22 protein-coding genes are annotated in these 21,814 nt (G+C 65.3%); 11 read left to right on the forward strand and 11 right to left on the reverse strand.

Going from position 1 to position 21,814, the window contains the following annotated elements:
* Window positions 1-97: 97 nt before the first annotated feature.
* The 7 genes from TSA1_RS30165 to TSA1_RS30200 all read right to left on the reverse strand — a co-directional run bounded on the left by TSA1_RS30165 (window position 98) and on the right by TSA1_RS30200 (window position 5,418).
* Window positions 98-811, reverse strand: coding sequence for an ABC transporter ATP-binding protein (locus tag TSA1_RS30165; RefSeq protein ID WP_100179500.1), 714 nt, complete (start codon window positions 809-811; stop codon window positions 98-100).
* On the reverse strand, window positions 804-1,571 hold the full coding sequence (locus TSA1_RS30170; protein ID WP_100179501.1) for an ABC transporter ATP-binding protein: 768 nt from the start codon (window positions 1,569-1,571) through the stop codon (window positions 804-806). The genes TSA1_RS30165 and TSA1_RS30170 overlap by 8 nt, the downstream gene beginning before the upstream one ends.
* A complete protein-coding gene (locus TSA1_RS30175) occupies window positions 1,564-2,508 on the reverse strand; it encodes a branched-chain amino acid ABC transporter permease (protein ID WP_100179502.1) in 945 nt (314 codons plus the stop codon). Before TSA1_RS30175 ends, TSA1_RS30170 begins: the two co-directional genes overlap by 8 nt.
* Window positions 2,505-3,422: a branched-chain amino acid ABC transporter permease gene (locus tag TSA1_RS30180; RefSeq protein ID WP_100179503.1), complete on the reverse strand. Its 918-nt coding sequence runs from the start codon at window positions 3,420-3,422 to the stop codon at window positions 2,505-2,507. Before TSA1_RS30180 ends, TSA1_RS30175 begins: the two co-directional genes overlap by 4 nt.
* 293 nt (window positions 3,423-3,715) lie before the next feature.
* Window positions 3,716-3,934 (reverse strand): hypothetical protein, encoded by a 219-nt coding sequence (locus TSA1_RS30190; protein ID WP_100179505.1) that lies wholly within the window; start codon window positions 3,932-3,934, stop codon window positions 3,716-3,718.
* A 1-nt stretch (window position 3,935) separates the two neighbouring features.
* Window positions 3,936-4,595 (reverse strand): acyl-homoserine-lactone synthase, encoded by a 660-nt coding sequence (locus TSA1_RS30195; protein WP_174719132.1) that lies wholly within the window; start codon window positions 4,593-4,595, stop codon window positions 3,936-3,938.
* Window positions 4,596-4,680: 85 nt separating this feature from the next.
* Window positions 4,681-5,418 (reverse strand): helix-turn-helix transcriptional regulator, encoded by a 738-nt coding sequence (locus TSA1_RS30200; RefSeq protein WP_100179507.1) that lies wholly within the window; start codon window positions 5,416-5,418, stop codon window positions 4,681-4,683.
* Window positions 5,419-5,586: 168 nt separating this feature from the next.
* Here TSA1_RS30200 and TSA1_RS30205 point away from each other — a divergent pair, with 168 nt between their 5' ends.
* The 10 genes from TSA1_RS30205 to TSA1_RS30250 all read left to right on the forward strand — a co-directional run bounded on the left by TSA1_RS30205 (window position 5,587) and on the right by TSA1_RS30250 (window position 15,801).
* Window positions 5,587-5,763, forward strand: coding sequence for a hypothetical protein (locus TSA1_RS30205; protein ID WP_100179508.1), 177 nt, complete (start codon window positions 5,587-5,589; stop codon window positions 5,761-5,763).
* Window positions 5,764-6,167: 404 nt separating this feature from the next.
* A complete protein-coding gene (locus TSA1_RS30210; RefSeq protein ID WP_100179509.1) occupies window positions 6,168-7,130 on the forward strand; it encodes a LysR family transcriptional regulator in 963 nt (320 codons plus the stop codon).
* A 144-nt stretch (window positions 7,131-7,274) separates the two neighbouring features.
* Window positions 7,275-8,153: a shikimate dehydrogenase gene (locus TSA1_RS30215; protein WP_100179510.1), complete on the forward strand. Its 879-nt coding sequence runs from the start codon at window positions 7,275-7,277 to the stop codon at window positions 8,151-8,153.
* Between the two features lie 57 nt (window positions 8,154-8,210).
* Window positions 8,211-9,341, forward strand: coding sequence for an ABC transporter substrate-binding protein (locus TSA1_RS30220; protein ID WP_100179511.1), 1,131 nt, complete (start codon window positions 8,211-8,213; stop codon window positions 9,339-9,341).
* Window positions 9,342-9,519: 178 nt separating this feature from the next.
* Window positions 9,520-10,395 (forward strand): branched-chain amino acid ABC transporter permease, encoded by an 876-nt coding sequence (locus tag TSA1_RS30225; protein ID WP_100179512.1) that lies wholly within the window; start codon window positions 9,520-9,522, stop codon window positions 10,393-10,395.
* Complete coding sequence (locus tag TSA1_RS30230) at window positions 10,392-11,390, forward strand: branched-chain amino acid ABC transporter permease (protein ID WP_100179513.1); 999 nt, start codon at window positions 10,392-10,394, stop codon at window positions 11,388-11,390. Before TSA1_RS30225 ends, TSA1_RS30230 begins: the two co-directional genes overlap by 4 nt.
* Window positions 11,387-12,130 (forward strand): ABC transporter ATP-binding protein, encoded by a 744-nt coding sequence (locus TSA1_RS30235; protein WP_100179514.1) that lies wholly within the window; start codon window positions 11,387-11,389, stop codon window positions 12,128-12,130. Before TSA1_RS30230 ends, TSA1_RS30235 begins: the two co-directional genes overlap by 4 nt.
* Before the next feature lie 10 nt (window positions 12,131-12,140).
* Window positions 12,141-12,878, forward strand: a complete 738-nt coding sequence (locus TSA1_RS30240; RefSeq protein ID WP_100179515.1) for an ABC transporter ATP-binding protein — start codon at window positions 12,141-12,143, stop codon at window positions 12,876-12,878.
* A complete protein-coding gene (locus tag TSA1_RS30245) occupies window positions 12,875-13,933 on the forward strand; it encodes a Gfo/Idh/MocA family protein (RefSeq protein ID WP_100179516.1) in 1,059 nt (352 codons plus the stop codon). The genes TSA1_RS30240 and TSA1_RS30245 overlap by 4 nt, the downstream gene beginning before the upstream one ends.
* Window positions 13,930-15,801 (forward strand): bifunctional sugar phosphate isomerase/epimerase/4-hydroxyphenylpyruvate dioxygenase family protein, encoded by a 1,872-nt coding sequence (locus tag TSA1_RS30250; RefSeq protein ID WP_100179517.1) that lies wholly within the window; start codon window positions 13,930-13,932, stop codon window positions 15,799-15,801. The genes TSA1_RS30245 and TSA1_RS30250 overlap by 4 nt, the downstream gene beginning before the upstream one ends.
* A 175-nt stretch (window positions 15,802-15,976) precedes the next feature.
* On the opposite strand, the gene TSA1_RS30255 is transcribed toward TSA1_RS30250, so the two are convergent.
* Window positions 15,977-17,149 carry an ABC transporter substrate-binding protein gene (locus tag TSA1_RS30255; protein ID WP_100179518.1) on the reverse strand — a complete coding sequence of 391 codons (1,173 nt, stop codon included), beginning with the start codon at window positions 17,147-17,149 and terminating at the stop codon, window positions 15,977-15,979.
* 308 nt (window positions 17,150-17,457) lie between these two features.
* On the opposite strand from TSA1_RS30255, the gene TSA1_RS30260 reads away from it, so the two are divergent.
* Complete coding sequence (locus TSA1_RS30260; RefSeq protein WP_174719133.1) at window positions 17,458-18,720, forward strand: NAD(P)/FAD-dependent oxidoreductase; 1,263 nt, start codon at window positions 17,458-17,460, stop codon at window positions 18,718-18,720.
* 210 nt (window positions 18,721-18,930) lie between these two features.
* Here TSA1_RS30260 and TSA1_RS30265 read toward each other — a convergent pair whose 3' ends face one another.
* The 3 genes from TSA1_RS30265 to TSA1_RS30275 form a co-directional block, all read right to left on the reverse strand.
* Window positions 18,931-20,142, reverse strand: coding sequence for an ABC transporter substrate-binding protein (locus TSA1_RS30265; RefSeq protein ID WP_100181419.1), 1,212 nt, complete (start codon window positions 20,140-20,142; stop codon window positions 18,931-18,933).
* A gap of 65 nt (window positions 20,143-20,207) precedes the next feature.
* Window positions 20,208-20,531: a 2Fe-2S iron-sulfur cluster-binding protein gene (locus tag TSA1_RS30270; protein WP_100179520.1), complete on the reverse strand. Its 324-nt coding sequence runs from the start codon at window positions 20,529-20,531 to the stop codon at window positions 20,208-20,210.
* A 12-nt stretch (window positions 20,532-20,543) separates the two neighbouring features.
* Window positions 20,544-21,764: a cytochrome P450 gene (locus TSA1_RS30275; RefSeq protein WP_100179521.1), complete on the reverse strand. Its 1,221-nt coding sequence runs from the start codon at window positions 21,762-21,764 to the stop codon at window positions 20,544-20,546.
* Window positions 21,765-21,814: the final 50 nt, after the last annotated feature.

Consider the following 21,814-nt stretch of genomic DNA (forward strand, 5'->3'; position numbering starts at 1 on the left):
TGCCCGGGCTTGTCCCGGGCATCCACGTTCTTCGTGTCGCGCAGCGAGGCGTGGATGGCCGGGACAAGCCCGGCCATGACGATATTGAGAGAGACTGCTAAATCCCCAGATATTTGTGCTGCAGATCCGGCTCGGCCATCAGCTCGTCCGAGGTGCCGCTCCACACCGTCTTGCCGCGCTCGATGATGAAGTGGCGGTCGCAGATGCGGGCGAGATGGTCGACGTTCTTGTCGACGACCAGGATCGACTGTCCCCGGCTCTTGAGCAGCGACAGGCAGTGCCAGATCTCTTCGCGGATCAGCGGCGCGAGGCCTTCGGTCGCTTCGTCCAGAATGAGCAGCTTCGGATTGGTCATCAGCGCGCGGCCGATCGCAAGCATCTGCTGCTCGCCGCCGGAGAGCTGGTTGCCCATGTTGGCGGCGCGCTCGGCGAGGCGCGGGAACAGCACGTAGATGGAAGCCAGCGTCCAGGGGTTGTTGCTGTTGAAGCGATCCGCCGCAGCCGCGACCAGGTTCTCGCGCACGGTGAGGTTCGGAAAGATCTGGCGTCCCTCGGGGACGAGGCCGACGCCGAGCTGTGCAATCCGGTAGGACGGCAGCTGCCGCACCTCGGTGCCGGCAAATCGGATCGCGCCCGCGCGCGCCGGCGTCAGGCCCATGATGGAGCGGATGGTCGTGGTCTTGCCCATGCCGTTGCGGCCCATCAGCGAGACCATCTCGCCCGGCTTGATCGACAGCGACAGGCCGAACAGCACCTGGGACAGGCCGTAGCAGGTCTCGATGCCGTCGACGTCGAGCAGCGTGTCAGCCATGATGCGTCACCACGTGCTGATCGCCGAGATAGGCGCGCTTGACGTCTTCGTTGGCACGGATCGCGGCGGGATCGCCCGAGGCGATGACGCGGCCATAGACCAGCACCGAGATGCGGTCGGCGAGCGCGAACACCGCGGGCATGTCGTGCTCGACGAGGACGATCGAGACTTCCTTGCGCAACTCCTGGAGCAGCTTCACCATGCTCTGCGATTCGGTGACGCCGAGACCGGCCATCGGCTCGTCAAGCAGCAGCAATTTCGGCTTGCTCGCGAGCGCGACCGCAAGCTCGATCTGGCGCCGCTCGCCATGGCTGAGCTTCGACACCAGCACGTCGGCGCGATGGGCGAGACCGACGCGGTCGAGCGCGGCGTGGGCGGCATCGCGCAAGCTTTTCTCTTTCCGCGCGTCGGCGAAGAAGCGGAACGAGGTGCCGGCATGCGCCTGCGCCGCCAGCGCGACATTGTCCGCGGCGGTGAAGTCGAGCAGCAGCGAAGTGATCTGGAACGAACGCGCAAGGCCGAGCGCGCAGCGGCGATAGGCGGGAAGGTAAGTGATGTCGCGCCCCGCAAGCCGGACGCTGCCGGAATGCGGCGCCAGATGGCCGGTGAGCTGACTGATCAGCGTGGTCTTGCCGGCGCCGTTCGGGCCGATGATGGCGTGCAGCTCGCCGCTGGCGACGTCGAGCGAGACGTTGTCGGTCGCGATGATGCCGCCGAAGCGGCGCACCAGCTTTTCGACGCGGAGCAGGGGTTCAGCCACGGCCAGCCCTCCCCAGCATGCCCATGATGCCGCCGCGGCCGAACAGCACGATCAGCAGCAAGAGCGGACCCATGATCAGCGCCCAATATTCGGTGATCTGCGACAGGAACTCTTCCAGCAGCAGGAACACCACCGCGCCCATGACCGGGCCGAACAGCGTGCCCATGCCGCCGAGGATGACCATCACCATGAGGTCACCGGAGCGGGTCCAGTACATCACGGCCGGGCTGACGAAATCGGTGTTGTTGGCGAGCAGCGCGCCGGCAAGGCCGCACATCGTCCCTGAAATGACGAAGCAGACCAATTGGTAGCGCTTGGCGGGAAAGCCGATCGCCTGCATGCGCTGCTCGTTCGAGCGCAGGCCCTGCACGACGAGACCGAAGCGCGAGTTGACGATGCGCCAGATCAGGAAGATGACGCCGAGCAGGCAGGCGAGGCAGAGATAGTAGAACTGCGTGCGGTTGCCCAGGTTGATCAGCCCGGAGAAGTCGCTGCGCTTGTAGACGGTGAGGCCGTCATCACCGCCGTAGCGCGCAAGGCCCGAGGCGACGTAATAGGCCATCTGCGCGAAGGCCAGCGTGATCATGATGAAATAGACGCCGCGGGTGCGCAAGGAGAGCGCGCCGATCACCAGCGCATAAATGGCGGAGGCCGCGAGCGCGACCGGGAACTGTACCCAGCCGGACCCGACACCTTCCTGCGCCAGCATGCCGACGGCGTAACCGCCGATGCCGAGATAGGCGGCGTGGCCGAAACTCATCATGCCGCCGAAGCCCATGATGAGATTGAGGCTCGCCGCCGCCAGCGCCAGGATGACGATGCGCGTGAACAGCGTCAGGATGAAGACGTTGCCGGACGCTTGCGAATAGAGCGGCAGCAGCACGAGGCCGGCCAGCATCAGGGCCGTGACGGCCTTGCTCACAGTGACATTCTTCATCGACGATTGGCCGGAAACAGCCCCTCCGGCCGCACCACCAGCACGATCGCCATCAGCAGGTAGATCAGCATGGACGACAGTGCGGGAGCGGCGGTGGAGGCGGCGGCGCCGCTGAGCACCTGCCGCAGCAAATTGGGCAGGAAGGCGCGGCCGAGCGTGTCGATCATGCCGACGAAGATCGCGGCGAGGAAGGCGCCGCGGATCGAGCCGATGCCGCCGATCACGATGATGACGAAGGCGAGGATCAGGATGTTCTCGCCCATGCCGATCTGCACGGTGAGGATCGGCGCCTGCATCAGACCGGCAAGCCCGGCAAGCGCGGCACCCAGGCCGAACACCAGCGTGTAGAGCAGCTTGATGTTGATGCCGAGCGCGCCGATCATCTCGCGGTTGGACGCGCCGGCGCGGATCAGCATGCCGATCCGGGTGCGCATCACGCCGAGATAGAGCAGCAGCGCGACCAATAGCGCCACGACGATGATGGCGAGGCGATAGGCGGGATAATGAATGCCGGGCAGGATCGGCACCGGCACGGTGAGCCAGGCCGGCAGCGGCAGCGCGAGGCCGGCCGGGCCCCAGATCAGCCGCACGGCTTCATTGAAGAACAGGATCAGGCCGAAGGTCGCGAGCACATGGTCGAGATGATCTCGCCCGTAGAGATGCCGCAGCGCCGACATTTCGAGCACGATGCCGAGGATCAATGTGGCGCCCAGCGCCAGCAGCGCACCAGCTAAGAAGCTGCCGGTCCAGGCCGCGAAGGTCGCGGCGAAATAGGCGCCCATCATGTAGAGCGAGCCGTGCGCGAGGTTGACGAGATCCATGATCCCGAACACCAGCGTCAGGCCGGCGGCGAGCAGGAACAGCAGCAGGCCGAACTGCAATCCGTTCAAGAACTGTTCGACGACGAGCAGCATCAAGACTCTTTCAGGCGCACGCGGTGTCGCGCCGATGTTCGAACACGGTCGCCATCAGTGAAAGAGCTCCCCCTGCCTCTTCAAGGCGGAAAAATGGGTAATGGCAGTATCGTTCCGAGGCAAGAGCGATTCGACACCAAACATGCACTTTGTTGCATGCGGGTGCATGTGGTCGAGACGGCCTTGCAAGAAGGCTGCCGTGCCGGCTGGGGCAACCTGCCGCACCCAAACGCTCACCCTCCCCCCGTTGCCGGGGAGAGGGTGCCGCAATGTGTTGGAGCAAAGAGCGACGTCTAGTGCGACGTCATCTGCTCGGGCAGGTCGCCCGGATCGGTGAGCACGCTGTTGGCCGTCGAGGCCTCCAGCGCCGCCATCCGGAACAGATAGGCGAGCGTCGCCAACCCCTGGTCTTCCGCCATCTGCGCCAGCTCGAGCGCCATGTCGGACATGTAGCCGAGATTCTCGTCCCTGGTCTGCGCCATGATCTGGCTGTCCCGCATCATGTTCGACATCTCAGGCACTCTTCCGTTGCGCGGCAGCGGCGCCGCAGAGGTTGGCACGGGCAACGCAGTCGATCCGCGGACCGTCCTGCTGGACGACGCTGGTCATACCGATCCGGTCACACACGACGTCGAGCGACTCCTGACGGATCTCGATCGTTGCCGCCATGGTCCAGGAATTCTCCACCAACGCCGGCAATCCCAGCGGCGTCACGATGAATCCGATGTCGTGGAAGCGCGGCAACCACCAGGTCTCCATGACGAGGCAGAGCCGCTCGATGCCCTGATCGAGGCAGAACTCCTGTGCCGCCGCCATCAATTGCAGATTGAATGCGCCGTCGCGGCGCTCGCGCGAGACGAAGAAGCGCGACCACTCCCAGACCAGCGGCCCCGAGGGGCAACCGCGTACCGCGGCGAGATGCGGGAAGACCTCGCTCATCATCGTCGGCTTGGTGGTCGGATACAGGCGGGAGCCGCCGAGCACCCGGCGGTTGTCGAGAGCGAGCAGGTAGACCGCGTCCTCGTTGTCGTAGCTATCGATCTCGCGGCCATCGGGCTTGCGTAGACCCTCCCATTTTCGCTCCTCGACGAAAATCTCGTGACGAACCCGAAAATGCTGTTCGAGGACGTCCTCGTACAGGTGCCGATTGACGGCAGAAATCACATGAATCATGAACTCCCCCATGGCTCGAAATGTGGGGAGCCTCAGCGAAAACGGCCAAATCGACTATTGGGAAATTTCCCAGTAGGCGAAGATTTCAGGGATTGATGATTCTGTGGCGGATCGCGATCGCGACCGCATGCGTCCGGTTGACGGCGCCGAGCTTGCGCGCGGCAGTTGCAAGATGCTCTTCCGCGGTACGTTGCGTGATGTGCAGGATCTCGCCGATCTCCCACGCGGACTTGCCTTGCGAGGCCCAGGCGATCACCTCGCGCTCGCGGGGAGTGAGGCGCGTCGAAGGATGCGGCGCCGGGGCGAGCAGACGGCGAATGTGATCGAAGCCGTACATCCCGATCAGGTGCAGCGCCGGCTTGCTGCGCGCATTGAGATCGAGATGGACGCCGCCGAGCGAGACGCCGGCCTCGTAGCCGGTCAAGCCGTGGATCGGCACGACGAAGCCGCGCGACATGCGGAAATCGGCGGCGCGCCGCATCACCTCTACCGCGCCCGGCTCCAGCTCCGGATCGTACGGTGCCTCGGACCACTCGAAAGGATTGACCGTCTGCCGGCACTTGCGGATCACGGGGTCGACACGGTCATAGCTCTTCTGGGTGTAGAGGCTGAACCACTCCGCCGGCCACTTCTTGGCGAGCACCATCTGGGAAAAACGCTGCTCGGGATTCGGCAAGCCCGTGACGATGATATGTTCGAAACCGTACCGGCTGAACGCGATTGCAAGCGCATCCATGGCGTCCGGAACCTTGGTATAGGCTCCGAGCCCTTCGATGAAGTCGAGCGCCTCCCGGCCATAATCAACGGCGTCTGCGGCGGACATTCGGTGCGTTTCCTGACCTTCGCCCTTCCATATAGCACGTATTCGGGGGCTGCCTCAATTCGCTGCGACCGTAGTTTCCCGGTGCTCTTCTGGGCCTGAAGAATTAAACTACTTGTGGCAGAATTGACGTCACGATACACCTGAACGCGTCCGCAGCGGGAAAACCAAATGCAAGACGAGGACATCGCCCTCAACAGCGTGCTCGGCCTGGAATTGAACCGCGTGTTTTTCGCCGTCCGCGACACGGCAAACAAGCAGAAGATCATCGAGTTCGCGCGCGAGGTGCTGCAAAGCGAGCGCACGGAGCTGGTTGACAGCCTCTTGCCCGAAGGCCCAGCGAGCTAGAACGCAGTTGCAGCAAACGACGCCGACGCAACGGATCGCGCAACGCCGATGCCCTTTCATTTGAACGCGCGGATTTTAGTCGAAACACGCCGACCGGGAAGCTTGGCTTATCTTCTCCCTTTGTGTGAGTTGATGGGCCCAGCCGCGCTCGCGTGCCCCGGACGCAGCGCAGCGTCACTTCGACGATGCGCTGCAGAGCCGGGGCCCATCCATCAGCAACTTCCTCTCTGGCTTTCTGGGTCCCGGTTCTGCGCTGCAACGCTAAACGCGTAGCAGCGCGTCCGGGACACGAGAGGCTTGCCCCCTCCCTCCACATCGACACACTTGCCGCTGGATGACATCGCATCTCCCGTGAGATGATCACCGCCACGATCTCTTGTCGATGCCAGGGACATTTCAAGGCCATGATGACACTGCGCCAGGTTGAAGTGATCCGCGCCGTGATGGTGACGGGCACCATCGGCGGCGCGGCCAAGCTGCTCAACGTCTCGGCGCCCGGAATCAGCCGCCTCGTCAAATACACCGAGCGTTCGCTCGGCATCCGCTTCTTCCAGCGCCAGAACGGGCGCTACTTCCCGACCCCGGAAGCCGAGAACATCTTCGAGCAGATCAACGGCGTCTACAAGAAGGTCGACGATCTCTCCGAGATCATCTCCAAGATCGGCCGCGGCGGCCTCTCGGAATTGCGCATCGGCTCGGTCCCCAGCATCTCGCAGGTGATGGTGCCGCGCGCGATCGAGCGCGTCCGCCGCCGCTATCCTGATTTGGGCATCGACATCAACATCCTCAAGCTCGAGGAGGCCATCGACTACCTCATGCTCGGCCGCGGCGAGTGCGTGGCGATGAGCTACCGGCTGGAGCATTCCGCGCTCGACTTCATGCCGCTCGCCTCGGGCGAATTGTACTGCATCGTGCCGCCGGGCCACGAGCTCGCCGGCCGCAGGCAGGTCTCGGCCGCCGAGATCACCCGCTATCCGCTGATCGGCATCGATCCCAACGATCCCTACGGCCGGATCATGGCCGAGATCTTCGCGCGCCACCGGCTCGACTACAACATCACCATCCGCGCGCGCTTCGGCACCACGGTCTGCGCGCTGGTGAAGGCGGGGCTCGGCATCGCCATCATCGACCAGTTCACCGTGGCCCATGGCGGCTATCCCGGGATCGAGCTGTTGAAGATCGCCGAGCCGACGCGGTTCGATACCTACATCGCGGTCAAGCGCGGCGCACCGCTGTCGCTGCATGCCGAAGCGTTCATCGAGGCGCTGCGCGCCGAGATGCGCGCGGTCGAGCCGTCCCGCGGCAGCGGCAAGGCCGCGCCGGGCGGCAGCGGCAAGGCCGCGCCGGCGCGCGGCCGGAAGAAATAACATGATGTTAGGTTTGCCGGATAAATGGGTAATTGTGTTAGCCCAAGGACAGGCTATCGTCGGGGTTGGAAGCCCCCTTGGAATTCTGCGGGTTTCCCCGCTAATGACCGGGACCGAACGTTCCCTTTGAGACGATAGCGAACCATGTCCAAGCGCGGATACGCCGCCAGCAAGAAGCTCCTCACCGGCCTGATCGGCGCGCCGATCGCGCATTCCGCATCGCCCGCCATGCATGAACGCGCCGCCGAGGCGCTCGGCCTGCGCGGCCATTATCAGCTGATCGAGGTGGCCGGCGCCGACGCGGCCGGCCTCAGCCTGATGCTGGAGGGCGTGCGGCGGCTCGGCTTTGCCGGCGTCAACGTCACCTACCCCTACAAGGAAGCGGTCGTCCCGCTGCTCGACGAGTTGGCGCCCGGCGCGGCCGCGATGGGGGCGGTCAACACCGTCGTGGTCAAAGACGGCCGCCTGATCGGCCACAACACCGACACGACAGGCTTTGCCCGCGCGGTGGCGCCGCTGCTGGCACCCGCCGGGAACGCCGTCGCGGTGATCGGCGCCGGCGGCGTCGGCAAGGCGATCGCCTTTGCATTGGCGAGCCTGAAGGTTTCCGACATCCGCATCTTCGACAGCGAGCCGGCGCGCGCCGCGACACTCGTCTCCCTGCTGGCACCGCTTGGTGGCGCGAGGATCGCAGCAAACGTCGAGGATGCGCTAAGCGGCGCAACCGGCCTCGTCAACGGCACGCCGGTCGGCATGCTGCCGAACCGGGGCATGCCGGTCGCCGCCGCGTTGCTGCATGAAAAACTCTGGGTGGCGGATGCCGTCTATTCGCCTCTGATCACGCCCCTGCTGGCGGCGGCCCAGGCCAAGGGCGCACAGATCATGACCGGGCGGGAGCTTGCGATCTATCAGGCGGCCGACGCTTTCGAACTGTTCACGGGCCTTGCCGCATCGACCGAGGTGATGGGAAAGGCATTCGACGAGGTGATGGCGGCACGAAGCGCGGCCTATCACGCAGCGTAACCGAAGCGGCCGGACACAAGGCCGCGGAGCACATCAGAGAAAATGGGAGGAGAGACCATGAAGACGACTATTCTGGCAGGCGCCCTGCTTGCCTTCGCAGCTGCAACCAGCGTTCACGCCCAGGCGATCAAGCTCGCCGACGTCGCCGAACTGTCCGGTGGCGGCGCCACCGTCGGCACCAACTGGAAGAACGGCATCGATCTCGCGATCGAGGAGATCAACGCCAAGGGCGGCGTGCTCGGCCGCAAGCTCGAAGTCACCCATGCCGACTCGCAGTCCAATCCGGGCGTGGCGCGCGCCCAGGTGCAGAAGGCGCTCGATGCCGAGCCCTATGTGCTGCTCGGGCCCGGCTATTCCGGCTCGGTGAAGGTGACGGCCCCGCTCGCGGCCGAAGCCGGCATCGCGCAGATCATGGGCGGCGAAGCTGCCGAGCTGACGCAGGCCGGCAACAAATTCCTGTTCCGCACCTCGTTCGGCCAGCAATCCTCGATGCCGAAGGTCGCGAAATACATTCACGACGAGATGAAGGCGAAGACGGTCGCGGTGGTCTGGGTCAACAACGATTTCGGCCGCGGCGGACGTGACATGGTGACCAAGGAGCTCGAACGGCTCGGCTCCAAGGTCGTCGCCGACCTCTCGACCGAAGCCGGCCAGGCGGACTTCGCCGCCGACGTCGGCAAGATCAAAGCTGCCAATCCCGACGCCGTGTTCGTCTATCTGAACGAGGAAGAGAGCGCGCGCATCCTGAAAGAGCTGAAGCGCCAGGGCGTCAATGCGCCGCTGATGGGCGAGACCACGCTGATCGGCCAGAAGGTGATCGAGCTCGCGGGCGACGCCGCCAACGGCGCGCGCGGCCATGTCGGTCTCACCACCGATGCCCCTGTCGACCTGGTCAAGCAATTCCGTGAGAAGTTTTCCAAGAAGTACAATTACGTCCCTGATCACAACGGCCTGAAGGGCTATCTCGCCGTCTACATGGTGAAGGCCACCACCGAGAAGATGGGCAAGGTCGACCCGAAGAAATTCGCCGACACGCTGCACGGCCTCACCATCAAGGCCGCCGACGAGCCGGGCATCCTGATGGACGTCACCTTCAGCGACACCGGCGACATCGACCGCCAGAGTTTTCTGGTCGAGGTGGTCGAAGGCAAGCAGGTCGTGAAGCAGGTGCTGCCCAAGGTGAAGTGATCTTCGCCTCTCCCCGCACGCGGGGAGAGGCCGACGCGCAAAGCGCGGCGGGTGAGGGGGACTCTCCGCGAGTCCAACTGTCACCGTCCTTGCGGAGACTCCCCCTCACCCCACCCTCTCCCCGCAAGCGGGGCGAGGGAGACGAGAGAGCGAGGCGAGGGATAGACACGAGGGGAACATGTCCAATCTGTTCGATCTTCTGGTCGCCGGACTTGCCACCGGCGCGATCTATGCGCTGGTCGCGGTCGGCTTCACGCTGCTGTGGCAGACCTCGCAGACCATCAATTTCGCGCAAGGCGAGTTCGTGATGCTGCCGGCGTTCCTGATGCTGGCGGCGATGCATGCGGGCGCGCCGTTCTGGCTCGCGATCATCCTCGGCATCCTCTTGTCGATGATCCTGCTCGGGCTCGGCTTCAAGCTGTTGCTCGTCGACCCCATGATGCGCCACGGCGTGCTGCCGCTGGCGATCGCGACCATGGCGCTCGCGATCGGCATCAAGGAAGCGGTCAAGCAGTTCTTCAGCGCCGAAGCCTCGCCCTTCCCCTCGATCGTGCCGACCGGCGACGTCTCCATCTTCGGCCATGCGGTGTCGCTGCAGAGCATCGGCGTGCTCGTCGTCGCCATTCTTGCGGTGCTCGGCCTGACCACGCTGCTGAACCGCACCTCGCTCGGCCACCAGATGCAGGCGGCCGCACAAAATCCGACCGTGGCGCGCATCATCGGCGTGCCGGTCGAGCGCATGATCCTGCTGACCTTCCTGATCAACGCCTTCCTGGTCGCCCTCGCTTCGCTGCTGATCACGCCGATTTATCTGGCAAAATTCTCCTCCGGCGAGGTGCTGGGCCAGGCCGCCTTCATCGCGGCGATCGTCGGCGGCTTCAACCAGGTGCGCGGCGCGATCGCCGGCGGCCTGCTGATCGGCGTGCTCGACAACCTCGCGGCCGCCTATGTCTCCACCCAATATCGCGCCGCCGTGCCGATGATCTTCCTGATCGCCGTCATCCTGTTCCGGCCGCAAGGTCTGCTCGGCCGCGCCGAGGAGCGCACCGTATGAGCGGTTTCGGCAAACCCCTGAAGATCGCGCTCGGCCTTGCCGTCATCGCCGGCCTGATCATCGTGCCCATGAACTTCAACCGCTACGGCCTGTTCATCCTCAGCCAATGGGCGGTGATGAGCATCGCTGCGATGGGGCTCAACCTCACGCTCGGTTACGCCGGCCAGGTCTCGCTGGCGCAGGGCGCCTTCGTCGGCATCGGCGCCTATGCGGCGGCGATCATGACCACCCATGGCTGGCCGCTGCCGGCGGCAATCCTGGTCGCGATCGCCTTGAGCTTTTCGGTCGGCTGGGTGCTCGGCTATCCGGCGCTGCGCGTGCAGCACCATTACCTCGCCTTCGTCACGCTGGCCTTCTCCACCCTTGCATTCCTGGTGTTCCGGAACGAGAGCTGGCTCACCGGCGGCATCTACGGCATCTCCAACATCCCGCGCCCGCACGTCCTCGGGATCGCCACCAACAAGCCGCTGCCGTTCTACTATGTCTGCCTCGGCTCGCTCGCGATCGTGTCGGTCGCGGTGTGGTGGCTGATCCGCTCGCCCTGGGGCCGCGCCTTCATGGCGCTGCGCGAGAATCCCTTGCGCGCGCAATCGCTCGGCATCGACACGCGCCGCTATACGCTGATGGCGTTCGCGATCGGCTCGGCGCTCGGCGGCGTCGCCGGCGCGCTCTACGCGCCGCTGACGCAATATATCGATCCGGTGCCGTTCAACCTGTCGCTCTCGCTCGACCTGCTGATGATGGTGATCGTCGGCGGCGCCGGCTTCTATTTCGGCCCGTTCCTAGGGGCGATGATCGCGGTGCTGCTGCCGGAATGGCTGCGCTTCACCGAGGGCTATTATCTGATGCTCTACGCGGTGGCGGTGATGGGGCTTCTGATCTGGTCGCCGACGGGCATTCTGGGAATCCTCGACCGCTATCTCGCCGAGCGCCGCACCAAGGCGGCGTCCGCGCTGCGCGCCGTCGCAAAATCCCGACTGGAGACGGCGCAATGAGTGCGGTCCTCGAAGTCACCGGCATCAAAAAGAACTTTGGCGGCATCAGCGCCGTCGACGGCGTCTCCTTCGACGTGCGCGAGGGCGAGATCCTCGGGCTGATCGGCCCGAACGGCTGCGGCAAGTCCACCCTGTTCAACTGCATCCTCGGCCAGCTCACACCATCAGGCGGCGAAGTGAAGCTCGACGGCAAGCTCGTCACGGGCCTCCGTCCCGCCGAGCTCAACAAGCTCGGGGTCAGCCGAACCTTCCAGCTCCTGCAGGTGTTCCCAAAACTCTCGGTGCGCGAGAACCTGATCCTCGCCGGGCAGGAGCACCAGGGCAACATGGCCTCGCGCCTGGTCGGCCGCTCCGATGCCGGACTGACTGATGCCGCCAACCAGATGATCGGCTTCTTCAAGCTCGACCATCTCGCCGACGAGCCGGCCGGCGGCCTCTCCTACGGCCAGCAGAAGCTGCTCGATGCCGCCATGGCCTTCATGGGCGGCCCGCGCCTCGTGCTGCTGGACGAGCCCGCCGGCGGCGTCAACCCGTCGATGCTGGCGGATCTCAAGGACCGGCTGGTCGCGATCAACCGCGAGAAGAACGCCACCTTCGTCGTGATCGAGCACAACATGGAGTTCGTGATGTCGCTGTGCTCGCGCGTGATGGTGATGGCGGAAGGCAAGGTGCTGGCGATGGGACGCCCGGATGAGGTGCGCAAGAACCCGGCGGTGATCGAAGCCTATCTCGGACATTGAGGACAAGATCATGAGCGAGCCAATCCTCTCGGTTCACAATCTCGTCGGCGGCTATGGCAAGATGACGATCCTGAACGGCACGAGCTTTTCCGTCCCGCAGGCCACCATCACCACCATCATCGGCCCGAACGGCGCCGGCAAGTCGACCGTGTTCAAGGCGATCTTCGGCCTGTTGAAGCTGCGCGAAGGCAAGGTCAATTTTGCCGGCCGCGACGTCACGAACCTGAGCCAGCGCGCGCTGCTCACTGCCGGCATCTGCTACGTGCCGCAGGGCCGCAACATCTTTCCCGAGCTGTCGGTCCGCAGCAATATCGAGCTTGGCGGCGTCTCGGCCGGGAAAGGACTCGACCTGCCGAAGCGGATCGAGGCGGCGCTGGATTTGTTTCCGGCGCTGCGCCGCAAATCCGCGCAGCAGGCCTCGACGCTCTCCGGCGGCGAGCAGAAGCAATTGGAGATCGCCCGCTCGCTGCTGCTCGAGCCGAAGCTGGTCCTGATCGACGAACCTTCGATCGGCCTGTCGCCGCTGATGGTGCAGCAGACCTTCGATATCCTCAAGAGCTTGCGCGATCGCGGCGTCACCATCCTGATGATCGAGCAGAACGCGCGCTCGGCACTGGAAATCTCCGACATCGGCATCGTGCTCGAGCTCGGCCAGACCCGCATGGTCGACGATGCCAGGCGCATCCTGAACGACCCCCGCATCGGTCAGCTCTTCCTCGGCGGCGCCATGGAGGAAAGCGCGGCATGAGCGCGCGACTGCGCATCGCCGTCGCCGGCGCCGGCCTGATCGGCCGCCGCCATATCGAGTTGATCACGGCGTCACCGGACTGCGAGCTCGCCGGCATCGCCGACCCCTCGCCTGCTGCGCAGGACTATGCGCAAGCCCGCAAAACTGCCTGCTACGCCGATCACCGCGCGCTGCTGGCGCAGGAAAGGCCCGACGGTCTCATCATCGCCTCGCCCAACATGTTGCACCTGCCGATGGCGCTCGATTGCGCGGCAGCCGGCGTCCCTGCGCTGATCGAAAAGCCGGTGACCGATACGGTCGTCAACGCGCAGCGTCTTTGTGCCGCCGTCGAGCGGGCCGGCGTTCCGATGCTGGTCGGCCATCACCGCCGGCACAATCCGATCATCAAGGCCGCGCGCGAAGCGGTGGCGAACGGCAAGCTCGGCCAGCTCACCGCCGTGGTCGGGCTGTGGTTGCTGAAAAAGCCCGACGACTATTTCGAGGTGGCCTGGCGCCGCGAGCAGGGGGGCGGACCGCTGCTGATCAACCTGATCCACGACATCGACAATCTCCGCTTCATCTGCGGCGAGATCGCCGAGGTGCAGGCGCTGACCTCGAACAAGGTGCGCGGCTTCGCTGTCGAGGACACCGCCGCGCTGCTGCTGCGCTTTGAGCGTGGCGCATTGGGGACGGTGACTGTGTCGGATGCGACGCCGGCGCCGTGGAGCTGGGAGCTGACATCGGGCGAGAACGCTGCGTACCCCAAGCAGGACCAGCCCTGTTACATCCTCTCCGGCACCGAGGGATCGCTTTCCGTGCCCGATATGGAGCTGTGGTCCTACACACAGCAGCCCGGCTGGTATGCGCCGCTGTCGCGCGGAACCATCGCACCGCTCGCGCTCGATCCGCTGGTCGAGCAGCTCCGTCATTTCTGCGCGGTCGTCAGGGGCCAGGAACGGCCTTTGATCACGGCCGAGGATGCAATGGGAACGCTCGCCGTCGTCGAAGCCGTCAGCGAGGCCGCGCGCACGGGCCAGACAATTTCACCGGGGCGGATCATGGAGCAGGCAGCATGAACAAGCGCTCGATCGCGACCGTCTCTCTCTCAGGTACACTCGACGAAAAGCTCCGCGCCATCGCCGCCGCGGGCTTCGACGAGGTCGAGATTTTCGAGAACGATCTGCTGTCGTTCGGCGCGGGTCCGCGCGACATCGCAAAGCTCTGCGGCGACCTCAACCTGAAGATCTCGGCGTTCCAGCCGTTCCGCGATTTCGAGGGCATGCCGGAGCCGCAGCGCGCGCGCAATTTTGCCCGCGCGGAGCGGAAGTTCGATCTGATGCAGGAGCTCGGCACCGATCTCTTGCTGATCTGCTCCAACGTCTCGCCCGCCTCGCTTGGCGGCATCGACCGCGCCGCGGAGGATTTTCGCGAGCTGGGCGAACGCGCAGCCAAGCGCTGCTTACGCGTCGGCTACGAGGCGCTGGCCTGGGGCCGCCATGTCAACGACTATCGCGACGCCTGGGAGATCGTGCGGCGCGCCGATCATGCCGCGATCGGAATCATCCTCGACAGCTTTCACGCGCTGGCGCCCGGCTTTCCGGTGCGCGCGATGGCCTCGATCCCCGGCGACAAGATCTTCCTGGTGCAGCTTGCCGACGCGCCGAAGCTCGAGCTCGACATCCTGTCCTGGAGCCGGCACTTCCGCTCCTTCCCCGGCCAGGGCGATCTGCCGGTCGGCGAGTTCATGGCGGCGGTCGCTGCGACCGGCTATGCCGGGCCGCTGTCGCTGGAGATCTTCAACGACCAGTTCCGCGCCGGCTCGGCCGCGCAGACCGCGCTCGACGGCCTGCGCTCGCTGATCCTGCTGGAGGACCAGCTCGCGCCGGACTGGCCGAAATTTGCCGCCGAGCCGCTGGCACCGAAGGCGAAGAGTCGCGGCACCGGCTTCGTCGAGTTCGCCGTCAACGAGACCAAAGCGGGCGACCTCGGCCGCCTGTTCTCGCAACTCGGCTTCCGCAAGACCGGCGCGCATCGCAGCAAGGCGGTGGAGCGCTGGTCGCAGGGCAAGGTCGAGCTCGTCATCAACAGCGAGACCGACGGCTTTGCCCATTCGCACTATGTCACGCACGGCCCCGGCGTCTGCGCCATCGCGCTCGACGTCGACAATGCCGGCCTCGCCATGCAGCGCGCCGAGACGCTGAAGGCGCGCACCTTCTATCAGCCGGTCGGCCCGGGGGAATTGGAGATTCCCGCGATCCACGGCGTCGGCGGCAGTCTGCTCTATTTCCTCGATCAGGCCGGCAAGAACTGGGACACCGATTTCGAGCCTGTCCCTGGCGATGCGAGCGCGGACGCCCTGCTCGCCGTCGACCACATCGCGCAGTCGATGCCCTATGACGAGATGCTGTCCTGGCTGCTTTTCTACACCGGCATCCTCGACCTCAAGCGCCTGCCCCAGATGGAGATCGCCGATCCCAGAGGTCTCGTGCAGAGCCAGGCCATCGTCAATGCCGACCAGAGCCTGCGCTTCGTGCTCAACGGCTCCTCCGCCAACCGCACGCTGCCGGCGCGCTTCATCTCGGAGTTTTTCGGCTCGGGCGTGCAGCACGTCGCGTTCTCGTGCCGGGACATCTTCGCGACGGTCGCGGCGATGCGCAAGCGCGGTGCGGATTTCCTCGACATCCCCGCCAATTATTACGACGACATCGAAGCCAAATACGACCTCGCGCCCGAGCTGATGGCGCAGCTGCGCGCCAACCACATCCTCTACGACCGCGAGGGCGATGGCGAGTTCTTCCAGGTCTACACCCACATCTTCGACGAGCGCTTCTTCTTCGAGATCGTCGAGCGCAGGAATTATCAGGGGTTCGGTGCGGCGAACGCCGGCATCAGGCTCGCAGCGCAGTCCCGCGAGGTGCGGCCTGCGAGCATGCCGCGGGTGTAGCCGCTGCTTCCCCTCTCCCCTTGTGGGAGAGGGTGGCTCGCCGCGATAGCGGCGAGACGGGTGAGGGGTATTTCTCCGCGAACACGATAGAAGTTGCTTCGCGGAAAGATACCCCTCATCCGGCGCTTCGCGCCACCTTCTCCCACAAGGGGAGAAGGGGCAACGTCGCTTGCGGCTACTTCATCGGGCACTTGTCGTGGAAGCGATCCTGGTCGTTCTCCACGATGGTCGCGACCGTCTTCAGCGAGAGCTGCCCTTCGCCGTCCTTGACCACGTCCTGGAGATAGAAGCTCTGCACCGGGATGTGGTTCTTGCCGTATTTGAACGCACCGCGCAGCGACTTGAAGTTGGCCTTCTCCATCTCGGCCTTCATCGCGTCCTTCTTGCTGGTGTCGCCCTTCACCGCGACCACCGCGCTGTTGATGAGCTGGGCCGCGTCATAGGATTGCGCGCCGTAATAGGTCGGACGCAGCCCAGGATATTTCTTGCGGTAGTCGGCGACGAAGCGCTTGTTCTGCTCGTTGGGGAGGTCGTTGACCCATTCCTGCGCGCCAGGCACGCCGAGTGCGTTGTCCTTCTGCAGCGGCAGCGACAGCTCGTCGACGGTGAACGCCGTGTAGAGCGGCATGGTGCTCTTGAGGCCCGCCTGCGCATATTGATTGAGGAACTGCACGCCGGCCGCGCCCGGATAGAACACGAAGATCGACTCCGCGCCCGAGGCGCGCGCCTTGGAGAGCTCGGCGGAGAAGTCGAGCTGGCTCGGCCACACCGTGTATTCCTCGCCCTTGACCTCGCCCTTGAAGGTGCTCTTCACACCCGCGAGCATGTCCTTGCCGGCCGCGTAGTTCGGGCCGATCAGGAACACGCTCTTGACGCCCTTCTGGTTCATGTAGAGGCCCATCGCGGCGGGCGTCTGGTCGTTCTGCCAGGAGGTCGAGAACACGTAAGGGCTGCACAGCTCGCCGGCGAGCTGCGACGGGCCGGCATTGGCCGAGATCAGGAAGGTCTGCGAATCCACGGCCGTCTTCAGCGAGGCCAGCAGCACGTTCGACCAGATGTAGCCGACGATGAAATCGACCTTGTCGGACTGCACCAGCTTCTCGGTCTTCTGCTTGCCGACGTCAGGCTTCTGGCCGTCGTCCTCGTAGATCACCTCGACCGGCTTGCCGTCCATCTTGCGGCCCATGTGGTCCAGCGCGAGCTCGAACGAGTTGCGCATGTCGTTGCCGATCACGGCGGTCGGGCCGCTGAAGGTCGAAACGAAACCGATCTTGATGGTGTCGCCGGCGAAAGCCGGGCTCGCCAGCACCAGCGCCGCTGCGCCCGCCAGCCAGAATGCCGTTTTCATAATCACTCCCCTCCTTATGATTGAGCCCGCAAGCGGGGTGATCGCCGCCCCGGGCCTTCTCTATTGAACGCAAAATCTGTCGAGCCGCCAATGGCTCAGCGCCTGCCCCTGCACCATATTTCGCCCCGATCGGAGATGGCAAGAAATATAATGCTACTCCTTCGGCCAAGGCCCGATCAGGCCTGCGGCGCTTTCTCGCGCCGGATCGATGCGCCCCGCCTATGTCGCGATTGATGGCCTCTATTGGACCGCGACGCCCGATCCGCACTTAAATGAGGAAGAGCAGCAGCGAGATTCGAGGGCGTATCATGGCCGCACATCCCCATCGCGTCGTCATCGTCGGCGCCGGCTTCGGCGGGCTGGAGACGACTTACCGGCTTGCCGGCGCCCCGGTCGAGATCACGTTGATCGACCGCCGCAACCATCATCTGTTCCAGCCGCTGCTCTACCAGGTCGCGACCGCCTCGCTCGCCACCAGCGAGATCGCCTGGCCGATCCGCCATCTCATGCGCGACCGCCGTGAGGTGACGACGCTGTTTGCGACCGTGAGCGGCGTCGATGCCGACAGGCGCTGCGTGCAGATCGACGACGGCAGCGAGGTGCCCTACGACACGCTGGTGCTGGCGACCGGCGCGCGCCACGCCTATTTCGGCCACGACGAATGGGAGCAATGGGCGCCCGGCCTGAAGACGCTGGAGGACGCGACCACGCTGCGCCGGCACATCCTCGTGGCATTCGAGCGCGCCGAGCGCGAGACCGATCCGGCGAAGCGCGCGGCGCGGCTGACCTTCGTCATCGTCGGCGCCGGCCCGACCGGCGTCGAGCTCGCCGGCACCATCGCCGAGATGGCGCATCACACCTTGCCCGCCGACTTCCGCAACATCGACACCCACAAAGCGCGCGTCGTGCTGATCGAGGCGGGACCGCGCGTGCTGGCCGGCTTTCCCGACGATCTCTCCGCCTACGCGCAGGCCTCGCTGGAAAAGATCGGCGTGGAGGTCGTGCTGGGACAGGCCGTCACCGAGATCAATCGCGAGGGCGTGGTGTTCGGCGGCAAGCTGCTCGAAGCCAAGACGCGAATCTGGGCTGCCGGCGTCCGCGCCTCACCTGCCGCCGAATGGCTGGGTGCTCCCGCCGACCGCGCCGGACGCGTGCAGGTGGAGGCCGACCTCACCATCCCAGGCCATCCCGAGATCTTTGCGATCGGCGACACCACCAGCATCAACGCCTGGAACGGCAAGCCGGTGCCCGGCATCGCGCCGGCAGCCAAGCAGCAGGGCCGCCATGTCGCCGAGACCATCAAGGCCCGCCTGCGCGGAGCCGCGACCGGCCCGTTCCGCTACAAGCACGCCGGCAGCCTCGCCCAGATCGGCAAGCGCCTGGCGGTGATCGACTTCGGCAAGGTCAAGCTGCGCGGCACCATCGCATGGTGGATCTGGGGCATCGCCCACATCTACTTCCTGATCGGCCTGCGCCATCGCCTCAGCGTCGCCTTGAGCTGGCTCTGGATCTACGCCCGAGACCAGCGCGCGGCGCGGCTGATCACGCAAGGGAGTAGCAAGGTGGTGTAGTGGCCAGCGCTGCGCGCGTTCCTCCTACCCTCCCCTGGAGGGGGAGGGTCGCTGCGCATGCAGCGAAGCGAAATGCGCAGCGGGGTGGGGTGACGGTCTCTCCGCCGCGGCGGTGCCCGTGCTGAGAGATCACCCCACCCCGCTCGCGCTTCGCGCGATCGACCCTCCCCCTCCAGGGGAGGGTAAGAGGAGACCGCGCTCTCTCTCTAGCTACTTCACCAATTCACACCCGCCCTCCGCCAGCGGGCGGAAGGCCTGATCCGCGGGAATCGTCGAGACCAGCTTGTAGTAGTCGTAAGGGTATTTCGACTCCTCCGGCTTCTTCACCTCGAACAAGTACATGGGGTGCACGACGCGGCCGTCCTGGCGGATGGTGGTGTCGCCGAACAGCTTGTCCTTGCCCTTGAACTTCTTCATCTCGGGCACGGCGTCCCTGGCATTGTCGCTGCCGGTGGCCGCGACGGCGTTGAGGTAGGCGAGCGTCGAGGCATAGACGCCGGCCTGGTTGCCGCTCGGCATCTTGCCGTTCATGCCGGGCCGCGCGGCGAAGCGCTTGGCAAAGGCGCGGGTATCGTCGTTCATGTCCCAGTAGAAGGCTTCCATCAACTGGAGACCCTGCGCGACCTTGATGCCCATGCCGTGGACGTCGTTGATGAAGAGCAGGAAGGCGACGAGCTTCTGGCCGCTCTGCTGGATGCCGAACTCGGCGGCCTGCTTCACCGCGTTGATGGTGTCACCGCCGGCATTGGCAAGCCCGATCACCTGCGCCTTCGAGCCTTGCGCCTGCAACAGGAAGGAGGCGAAGTCGGAGGTGCCGAGCGGATGCTTGGAGGAGCCGAGCACCTTGCCGCCGTGTCCTTCGATGTATTTCTGCGCCTCTGCCTCGATGCCCTTGCCGAGCGCATAATCGACCGTGAGGAAGTACCAGTCCTTGCCGCCGCGCGACATCATGGCCGCCGCCGTGGTGTTGCCGGTCGCCCAGGTGTCGTTGACCCACTGGATGGTGTTGGGCGAGCAGGCCTTGCCGGTGAGGTCCGAGCTTGCGGTCGACGAGGCCAGGAACGTCATGCGGCTGTCGCGCAGCAGCGTGTTGATGGAGAGGCCGACGGCCGAGTTCGGCACGTCGACGATGGCATCGACGCCTTCGACGTCGAGCCATTTGCGCGCGATGGCGTTGCCGACATCGGCCTTGTTCTGGTGGTCGGCGTAGACGATCTCGACCTTGATGCCCTTGCCGCCGCCGTTGAAATCCTCCGCCGCCATGCGCGCGGCTTCCACCGAGCCCATGCCGTTGGTGTCCTGGAAGATGCCGGAGATGTCGTTGAGCACGCCGATGCGCACGACATTGTCCGATATCTCCGCGCTCGCCGCGCCGGTGATCAGGCTCGCGGCCAGCGCAAGCGTCCACTTCAAGTGCTTCATCATTCCCTCCCCTGTTTGTTGGTTGCCGGTCGTCGCCGGCTCATCGAAATTCAGACGTCTTCAGATCAGACCTGCCGCTCCGGCAGTCTCACGACGAGCCCATCGAGTTCGGGCGTGATATCGATCTGGCAGGACAGCCGGCTGTTCGGCCGCCGCTCGGCCGCGGTGCCGTCGAGCAGCGCGTCCTCGTCGCCGGCCATGGCGGCCAGCCGCGCGAGCCAGCTCTCGTCGACATAAACGTGGCAGGTCGCGCACATGGCGTTGCCGCCGCACTCGGCCAAAATGCCGTCGAGGCCGTGCCGGGTCGCGGCCTGCATGACGCTCTCGCCGCCTGAGGTCTCGACGCGCTCGGACTTGCCGTCGGGATGAATGAAGGTGATGGCAGGCATCGAAGCTCCTCGTCAGGCCGGGGTGATGGTCACGGGCAGGCTGTCGAGCCCGCGCAGCGTGTTGTTGAAGCGGCGCTTCGGCTCGCCCGTGATCTCGATCTTCGCGATCCGGCGCGCCAGCGCGGTGAGCATCACCTCGCCTTCGAGGCGCGCGACGAGCTGGCCGACGCACATGTGGATGCCCGAGCCGAAGCCGACATGGCCGGAAGTCCGCCGGGTGATGTCGTAGCTGTCGGGCTGGTCCCAGCGCCGCGGATCGCGGTTGGCGGCGGCGAGGAACATCAGCACCTTCTCGCCTTCGCCGATCGTCGCGCCTGAGAGTTCGACCTCGCGCGTGGTGGTGCGGAAGAAGGTCTGCACCGGGCTTTCGAACCGCACGGCCTCCTCGAAAGCATTGCGCGCCAGCGTCAGATCATCGCGCAGGCGCTGCCACTGGTCGGGGAAGCGCGCGAGGCAATAGACCGCGGCACCGATGCCGTTGACTGTCGTGTCGAGACCGGCCGACAGCAGCGAGCGCACCAGCAGCGGCGCTTCGGTGGCCGTGATGGCGCCTTCGTCGGCCTGCGCATGAATGCAGGCCCCGAAGCCACCGGGCGCGAGATTGTCGCGCTGGCACTGTTCGGCGACATAGGCCTGGTGCGGCGCAGAGCGCGCGATCGCCTGCTGGCGTAGCTCGTTCGGCGGACCGAACGCGTTGAACACGACGCTGGCATAGGGAATGAGATGCTCGCGTCCTTCCGGCTTCAGGCCCAGCGCATCCGGAAAGATCGAGAGCGGATAGGCCTCCGCAAGATCGGTGATCGCATCGAAGCTGCGCTTCTCCAGCAGCGCGTCGACCCGCTCCTCGGCCGCCGCCGCAAAGCGGTCGCGGATCTGTTTCATCACGGTCGGCGACAGCACTTTCGACAGCACGGCGCGGGTGCGGGTGTGCGCGGGCGGATCGGCCTCCAGGATCAGGCTCGGCGGCCGCCACGGCGTCTCCTTCTTGAAGTCGGACAGGCCGACACCGCGGCTGGAGCAGAAGGTGACGGGATCGTTCAGGACGGCATGGACCTCGGCATAGCGCGCCACGCCGTAGACGTTCCACTTGTCGAGATAGACCACCGGCCCCGCCTCCCGCAGCCGCTGATGCGCCGGATAGGGATCGGCAAAAAAGGTCATGTCGAAGGGATCGACATCGAGATGCGGAACGGACGCAGGATCCGTCGATGCCGGAGTGCCGGATACGGTCATGGGAGACCTCCCTCATTTTGATCTTGTGAAAGGACGGCGCATGCCCTTAG

Source organism: Bradyrhizobium nitroreducens, from assembly GCF_002776695.1.
In the GTDB taxonomy this organism is placed as follows: Bacteria; Pseudomonadota; Alphaproteobacteria; order Rhizobiales; family Xanthobacteraceae; genus Bradyrhizobium; species Bradyrhizobium nitroreducens.